The following is a 7,836-nucleotide window of genomic DNA, read 5'->3' on the forward strand; positions in this document are numbered from 1 at the left end:
CCATTGCTGTTACCGTTTCCGCCACAGCCAGCAAGCATCAGAGACACCGCCACAATCGAAGTCAAGCCTGCAACCAATCTCTTTCTGTTTCTCATCTTTCTTGTAACCTCCCTAATCGGATGTTTAATACATCCCAACTATATCAACTCGCTCTTGGGTCTATAAGAGACGAAACTTGCGGATTGGCTGTATAAAACTTATATATTGTTCTCTTTCCTAAAGGAGCTGGGGGTTTGTCCAACCAAGCGCTTGAACACTTTGATGAAGTACGCATCGTCAGTGAAGCCCGTCTGGCTCGCAATCTCTTCTACACTGAGCTTGGAATGCAGCAGCAGACGTTTGGATTGTTCAATACGAATGTTTCGCAAATAGGCGATTGGCGTCAATCCCGTTTTTTTGCCGAATACGGTACTCAAATAGTCTACATTGATCGCTACCAGACTAGCCAAATCCGTAACTTTAATGTTCTCCCTGTAATGCTCCAGCATATATTGAATCACCCGGTTTACCTCTGGATGGTCTGTATAGCTTATATGCTCCTCCTGCTTCTGCCTAATAAGCTCCCGTATTGCTTGCAGCATAAGCGCAAGCAGCGATTCATGGCTTACGGCAGAGTAGATGTCTGTCCGATCCTCCGATTTTCGTCCTGCCAGCATCGTCACAACATGAAGCAGATGGGCTGCTCGTTTTTTCACTTCCACATGAGAAAATGACGAGTCTTTCATGCACGACCAGATCAGCGTTGCTGCCTCCGTGCATTTTGGTTCATTCCTCTCTTCAAAGCAGCGAATCAACTCAGCCTCCAGCTCCTCGATTGGCACCATCACGTGTTTCTCCCCTATCGGAACAGTATCACGACCGTACCAATTGCCGTTTAATTGATTCAGCGCATGCAGCCAATCATCGGACAAACGGGACAAGTTGCTAATAGTCGTTGTTTCAATCATCCGCTGGGACGGGATCTGGCTGACCGATTCTGACTTCTTCTGAAAGCTCCAGCAAAAGAAAGTGGTCTGACCCGCATCATGGAAGGTTTGGACAAGCAGATATTTTTCCGGCCGGATCCCAACTTGATCCATGCGAGCAGGTGCGGCACCGTTTAGAGTGACTACAATCTCTAATCTCAGACTGCTGAATTTCTCCACCGCCAAGACAAGCTCCGCTGCATCTGCCTGAGCCGATACTCCTATTCCCAAAATAACCGCCCACGTGCGGTGATAATAAGGAAAAAGCGCCTCTCCAGCCCCTTTAAGCTCTGCAAGCAATTCCTGCTTGATTCGTGCCAAACTTTCCAGCAAAACATCATCATTTAAGGATAGTTTCAGCAAATAGTTGGAAGCTCCGTATTGAAGCGCATCCCGTGCATAATCGAACTGGTTCATAGCCGTCAGCATAATAAAGCGGCTGCGTATACCAGCTTTCCGTGTTTCCTTCAGCAATTCAATTCCGTCCATGCCAGGCATAACTATATCGGCGATGACGACATCCGGCTTCAAATCCACAATAGCCGAAAGCGCCTCATTGCCGTTGCCTGCTTCGCCGACAACACAAAAACCATGGCTTTCCCAGTCCAAAATTTCTCTGACGGCTTCACGAACAAACACTTCATCTTCCACCAATAAAATCGTCCACATGTCCGTCATCTCCTTTCTGTGAATAAGGCGCTGCAATCAATAATGGCATACGTATTCGAACGAGGGTTCCTTCCGCGCCCGATATAAGTTCAATCACACCCTCACGTTTAAAGAGCAGCTCCAGCCTTTCTCTTAAATTGCTCAGTCCAATCCCGTGTCCGCTGCGTCTCCCCTTATTGTGGGCTGCCTCTTCCATGCCAATTCCGTTATCTTCCACCTCAAGAACAAGCTCGCTCCCCTCCGCTCGCGCCCTGACCCATATGGTGCCACGACCTTCAGACATATTAAAGCCGTGGGCGATAGAGTTTTCTGTCAGAGGCTGCAAACTAAATTTTGGAACAAGCGCATACTGTACCGATTCCTCTGTTTCATATTCGATTGTAAACTGTTCTCTAAATCGAAACGCCTGTATGGATTCATAGGATCGCAGCAAAGTGATCTCTTCTTTAAGTGGAATCAGCTCAATATCGGAATTCAGACTAGCCTCCAATATTAAGCCTAAAGAAGTACAAATACCCGCAATGGCGTCCTGTTTCTCTTTTCTTGCAATCCATTTGACAGTGTTCAACGTATTCAAGAGAAAATGCGGGTTCATTTGGTAGAGCAGCATTTGAAAACGGACTACCTGCTTTTGCCGTTCTTCCTGTTTCAACTTAGCAATTAGCAGAACAACATCATCAATCATTCGGTTAAAGCTATCGCTTAGCGAACGAATTTCATCTGTTGCACCTTGGTTGATCGATATTTTAACATTCAGCTTCTTGTCCGACGCCTCTTCCATGCTTCGTTTCAAAACATACAACGGCTTCGTTATTCGAGACGCCAAAAAGAAGGTTACCGTGATGAAAACGATTACCAGAATAATGAGAAACATATAGATCATCAGTCTTAATTGCTTGACTTCACGCTGAAGCTCACTTAAGGGCATTTGACTAACGACATACCAATCCAGCTCCTCCACATAACTGTAATTGACTAGTGACAAAGCGCGTTCATCTTTGTAATGTCCATTTTTTGCATGTGAAGAAATGATCCTTTTCATGCTGTCCACACTGAAAGCGGATTCCTTATTTTGTAAAATGATTTCTTCTTGCCCGGTAAAAATGGTTAGATCCTGATTGACCGGATTATCTTTTAGCGTATTGTTGAACCACTCCTGAATGTTGATGCTGATACGTGCTAATCCATAATTTCCCCGCAGCTCGTCGTCCAGCATCGTATACAGACTTAGTAGCTTACTTCCTTGACTTCCTCTTACATCATTCCAGTCGTTCGCCACCCATCGGTAAGGACGCAAGCCGATTTGCAGCTTATTTTGCCACTCCTGTAATTCTTTCCGTTCGTTTGTCAACTGGTCATTGGGAGCATAGGAGGTGTATACATTGCCATTACGGTCGATAAAACGAAAATACAGCTCCGTCTGATGGAAGAAAAAGCTGTTGTTGATTCCGAACATTTTGCTTTCTATTATTTTCTTTCGTACAAAAGGATCATATTTATCAGGAGCGTGCATAATCTGGATCAGGCTTTCATCCTGACTCAGCATGGTATTTGCTTTGTATGAAAATGCCATCATATCCGTCAAGGATATATAAACCTGCTGCATACGCTCAGACATGCGGTCGATCATATCATTCTGCCGAATCGTTTCAAAATGCTGGAAAAGATAATAAATTGCGATGCACAAAGGAAGCATCAGTAGTGTGATATACGCGATAAACAGTCTATATTTCAACGTATTTGGGAGCCATTTTCTCCTATATTGCATCATTTGTGTATCATTCACTCCTCATATCGTTTTTGAGCCGATTAAGCGCACCTTTCATTTTATCACACCCAAAAACTGAACCAGCAGATTAAAAACTTGTATTTTTATATAACAATTCTTAGAAATTGAGCACTAAAGAGATTCATCTCATCTAACGCTGTGGTTCGCTCATTGGGCATTCCAACATATAAAAAAAATCACGCCCAATGGACGTGATTTTTTTAATTGGTGCAGTCTAAGGGCGAATCAGCACTAGCCTAATCACATTAAATTGCATACAATTCCATCTGGATGGTTCTGTAAATTATATTGAACTTATCTTTTCAMAATTTTGAAAGTGATCCTAAGAGCTTATTTTCATAATAAGAATGGAAGCATTTGAATTGATTTGAGACCCCCCAGCATTGGTTTGTAAAGTAACGCTAGAGGCGCTGGAATGATTTCTTAAAGTTAGTACATCACTAGCGGCAGCAGTAATAATAATCATGCCTGGATTAGGTTGAGTACCGGCACCCGAGCCATACACGCTTCCGCCAACAGGGGCACCATTCTGATATAAGGTAAATTGATTACTTTCTACTGCAGTTACAATATAATAAACGGCATAGTCTCCAGCGTTATTTATCATAATTTGTGATGTATTCGGTGTATGGGTGATGTTATTTAGATTACCATTGCTATCGAAAATAATATCCGTTTCTACCGCTACTGACTGGCTACCTGTATTGAATACATAACCATACGCTGACAAGCCTTCACCTGTTGCTCCTGTTGCACCCGTTACTCCTGTCGCTCCTGTTGCTCCCGTTACTCCTGTCGCTCCTGTTGCTCCCGTCGCTCCTGTTGCTCCCGTTGCTCCTATTGATCCTGTTGCTCCTGTTTCACCTGTCGCTCCCGTTACTCCTGTCGCTCCTGTTGCTCCCGTTGCTCCTGTTGCTCCCGTTACTCCTGTCGCTCCTATGACTCCTGTTGCTCCTGTTTCACCTGTTGCTCCCGTTACTCCTGTCGCTCCTATGACTCCTGTTGCTCCTGTTTCACCTGTCGCTCCCGTTATTCCTGTCGCTCCTATGACTCCTATTGCTCCTGTTTCACCTGTCGCTCCCGTTACTCCTGTTGCTCCTGATGCGCCCGTTACTCCTGTTTCACCTGTCGCTCCCGTTGCTCCTGTTGACCCTGTTGATCCTGTTTCACCTGTCGCCCCACCTGGATTTCCTGTTGGGCTAGTTACTCCTGTAACCCCAGTTGCCCCTATTGATCCTGTCACACCTGGATCACCTGTTGCTCCTGTCGCCCCTGTGACTCCTGTTGCTCCCGTTGCTCCTGTTGTTCCGGTTGCTCCCGTTGCTCCTGTTGTTCCGGTTACTCCCGTTGCTCCTGTTGTTCCGGTTGCTCCCGTTGCACCTGTTGCTCCCGTTGCACCTGTTGCTCCCGTTGCACCTGTTGCTCCTATAACACTCGCTGCTCTTCGCTTTGCTTTGACATTTACTATAACTTCCTGTCTAATACCACACTTACAATTCCTTTCCTTACACTTATGGCATCGTTTTTTTCTAAATTGAAAATGCCTGTGATTGTAACGAGCAAAACGTTTTTTTACTGTTATCTTCTTCAGTGTTCTCATCTCCTTAGCTGCACCATATGAATCAAAATAATGTCAGAACGCCATTATACAAAGCCTTCCTAAACAGCGATAACCAAGGCAATATCATATTAGACTAAACCTTGATCCCATCCCTGACTACGACCGTTTTCCCTCCAGAACTGGTTTCACATCTACACTATTTATTAATAAGGACGAGTCAGCGCCGCTGGCTTGTCTCGCCCATTTGAGAATAAAAAGTTTGGTTAGCTTATCGATGTTTTGAATCTTCGCTGACTAAGCCACGCCAAATAAACAAGTATCTTGGGCTGGTGTTATTTTAAGCAGCTTCGGATTGCTTGAGCCATGTGCTTTTACACTCCGCACACTTTAAAAACAAATCACCCGGTAAGCTCCGTTTTTAATTTAAATAATCACATCTCTCATTGAGCAATTGCTTACTCTGTCATTTAACATAAGGCACTGTATATCGTATGAAGGACATTCATATAGGGCATGGGCCAATGTTCTAAAATGAATTTTATTACATGATGTTTTGTTCCTTGGAAATCTTTTCACTCCCCACTCGGACTGCATCCCGGAGATCGTCCCCCTGGCATTCTATACAAAAAAACGCCACCACGCTTAGACACTCCTTCAAAACAGTTTGGTCATCAATTGCTTATTGCCTTCTTCTAACCCTCCTTCTGAAATAAGTCAATCCTCTCGCCAATTCGACTCGATTAGCCTTTAATCGACAAAAGTATACCAAACTACGATAAACAAGAAACAAACAAACTCATCCATAAATTTCTTGTTATTGACATACGAATGGCTTCAATGATATATTGTGCATGCACAACATACACAATCTACAAAGGAGATGATTATATGCTTGCGTTAGAAATTAAAAATTTAAATAAAAAATATGAGCATTTTCATTTAAAAGACGTATCTTTTCAACTGGAAAAGGGTTATATTATGGGATTTATCGGAGCCAACGGCGCAGGAAAAACAACGACAATAAAAGCCATTTTGAATTTGATTCATAAGGATAGCGGCGAGATTAGTATTTTGGGCAAGGAGATGACCAAACACGAGCTCGAATTAAAACAAGAAATTGGCTCTGCCTTTGGTGACATCAATTTCTATACTCGAAACAAAGTCAAAACATTAACTAATGTAATCAAAAAGTTCTATCATAATTGGAATGATGAAGCCTATTACAATTATCTCAAGAGATTTAATTTGAATGAAAACAAAAAAATAGCTGAATTATCAACCGGGATGAAAGTGAAATACAGCTTAGCCATCGCTTTATCACACGGTGCAAAGCTGCTTATTCTTGATGAACCGACAAGCGGACTTGATCCGGTGGCAAGGGACAATTTATTGGATATTTTTCAGGAACTAGTGGAAGATGGTGAAATCAGCATCCTGTTTTCCACTCATATCACAACTGATTTGGAAAAATGTGCCGATTATATTACTTTTATCGATAACGGACATATTATCAACAGCTCTGAGAAAGAAGAATTTATTGATACCTACCGCTTGGTGAACGGGAAAGAAGAACAATTGGATTTGATAAAAGACCAGTTAATTGCCTACAAAAAGAATTCATTCGGCTTTACAGCCTTGATCCATACTAAAGACTTTGATCCCTCTTGGAATATTAAATCAACTTTGCCTAGTCTTGAGGAGATCATGATCTATTTCGCGAAAAAGGAGATTGTGCATGTATAATTTACTGATGAAAGAATTAAAGCTAGGCGTAAGCCCATTCTTTTATATCATGCCTTTTTTGACAGGGGCCTTAATGTTAATTCCCTCATGGTTATATTTCCTTGTCCTGCTTTACTTTTGTTTCATCACGATACCGAATATGCATGCAGGGTATAAATCTCAGAATGATCTGATATTTACAAACATGCTGCCTGTAACCAAAAAAGACATAGTAAAAGCAAAGGTATCTGTTATTGTTATCCTAGAATTAATGCATATCATTATTGCAATGATATATGGGATAATTAGTGTTCACCTGTACCCGAATCTGATCTACTTTTTTTTCAAACCATCCTTTGGTTTTTGGGGACTATGCTTCGTTATGATTGCGATCTTCAACATTATCTTTATATCGATGTATTATAAAACAGCCTATAAATACGGCGCAGCATCGATTGTTTCTATTACAGCTGCTATTCTGTTTGCAGGAGGAGCAGAATGGCTCGGAATTCAGAATTCATTTGTGTCTGATCTCTTCAAAGGAAATGGTACTGATCAATTAGGAACACATCTATTTATCCTGATCATGGGCATCGTCATATTTGCGATATGTACGTTTATCGCTTATCGTATTGCTATTAAACGGTTTGAGAAAGTAGAAATATAATGAACATAGCCATTTCGAATACCTCTGATAAACCGATCTATCAGCAGCTTTTTGAACAAATTAGCGCACAAATTCTAAACGGTGAACTAGAAAATGGTTACAGCTTACCTCCCATACGACAAGCCGCCACAGAGCTTCGTGTTAGTATCATTACCGTAAAAAAAGCGTGGGAAGAACTTGAACGACTTGGCTTGATTTATACCGTAACCGGCAAAGGCTGTTTTGTAGCCGAGCTCTCCCTTGATGAGATGCTGCAAAAACGCAACGAAATGATTATGAAGCAAATGGTTCTTGACACTTCCTATTACAAAACCTTCGGCCTTACTTTAGAGGAAGTTTTCGAGCTTTTGAAGGAAATTTATTGAATAGGTTTAAAACAAATCAACCACGACCTATGGGCGTGGTTGATTTGTTTTATTGGTGAATCCCACTATCCTTACCCAAATAGATTGGACAGTTCATC

The 7,836-nt window shown here is 42.2% G+C and carries 6 protein-coding genes; 3 read left to right on the top strand and 3 right to left on the bottom strand.

The genetic code is table 11. From position 1 onward, the window contains the following. Positions 1 to 197: 197 nt before the first annotated feature. From AC1DSE_RS25855 to AC1DSE_RS25865, 3 genes are all read right to left on the bottom strand, one after another. A complete protein-coding gene (locus tag AC1DSE_RS25855; RefSeq protein WP_477512103.1) occupies positions 198 to 1,634 on the bottom strand; it encodes a response regulator in 1,437 nt (478 codons plus the stop codon). Continuing rightward, positions 1,606 to 3,405 carry a cache domain-containing sensor histidine kinase gene (locus tag AC1DSE_RS25860; RefSeq protein WP_477512102.1) on the bottom strand — a complete coding sequence of 600 codons (1,800 nt, stop codon included), beginning with the start codon at positions 3,403 to 3,405 and terminating at the stop codon, positions 1,606 to 1,608. Before AC1DSE_RS25860 ends, AC1DSE_RS25855 begins: the two co-directional genes overlap by 29 nt. A 340-nt stretch (positions 3,406 to 3,745) precedes the next feature. Then, positions 3,746 to 5,023, bottom strand: a complete 1,278-nt coding sequence (locus AC1DSE_RS25865; protein ID WP_477528401.1) for a BclA C-terminal domain-containing protein — start codon at positions 5,021 to 5,023, stop codon at positions 3,746 to 3,748. 849 nt (positions 5,024 to 5,872) lie between these two features. Here AC1DSE_RS25865 and AC1DSE_RS25870 point away from each other — a divergent pair. Genes AC1DSE_RS25870 through AC1DSE_RS25880 form a run of 3 tightly spaced genes read left to right on the top strand, consistent with a single transcriptional unit; the run spans position 5,873 to position 7,738 of the window. Further along, positions 5,873 to 6,727: an ABC transporter ATP-binding protein gene (locus AC1DSE_RS25870; RefSeq protein ID WP_477512839.1), complete on the top strand. Its 855-nt coding sequence runs from the start codon at positions 5,873 to 5,875 to the stop codon at positions 6,725 to 6,727. After that, positions 6,720 to 7,373, top strand: a complete 654-nt coding sequence (locus AC1DSE_RS25875) for an ABC-2 transporter permease (RefSeq protein ID WP_477512838.1) — start codon at positions 6,720 to 6,722, stop codon at positions 7,371 to 7,373. The genes AC1DSE_RS25870 and AC1DSE_RS25875 overlap by 8 nt, the downstream gene beginning before the upstream one ends. Then, a complete protein-coding gene (locus tag AC1DSE_RS25880) occupies positions 7,373 to 7,738 on the top strand; it encodes a GntR family transcriptional regulator (RefSeq protein ID WP_477512837.1) in 366 nt (121 codons plus the stop codon). Before AC1DSE_RS25875 ends, AC1DSE_RS25880 begins: the two co-directional genes overlap by 1 nt. Positions 7,739 to 7,836 lie beyond the last annotated feature (98 nt).

The sequence above is a fragment of the Paenibacillus sp. 01L418 genome (assembly GCF_056400045.1).

Excerpts from the sequence above, each read along its gene's own strand:
- AC1DSE_RS25855 (WP_477512103.1), bottom strand. The coding sequence starts at position 1,634 with ATGTGGACGATTTTATTGGTGGAAGATGAAGTGTTTGTTCGTGAAGCC.
- AC1DSE_RS25860 (WP_477512102.1), bottom strand. The coding sequence starts at position 3,405 with ATGATGCAATATAGGAGAAAATGGCTCCCAAATACGTTGAAATATAGA.
- AC1DSE_RS25865 (WP_477528401.1), bottom strand. The coding sequence starts at position 5,023 with ATGAGAACACTGAAGAAGATAACAGTAAAAAAACGTTTTGCTCGTTAC.
- AC1DSE_RS25870 (WP_477512839.1), top strand. The coding sequence starts at position 5,873 with ATGCTTGCGTTAGAAATTAAAAATTTAAATAAAAAATATGAGCATTTT.
- AC1DSE_RS25875 (WP_477512838.1), top strand. The coding sequence starts at position 6,720 with ATGTATAATTTACTGATGAAAGAATTAAAGCTAGGCGTAAGCCCATTC.
- AC1DSE_RS25880 (WP_477512837.1), top strand. The coding sequence starts at position 7,373 with ATGAACATAGCCATTTCGAATACCTCTGATAAACCGATCTATCAGCAG.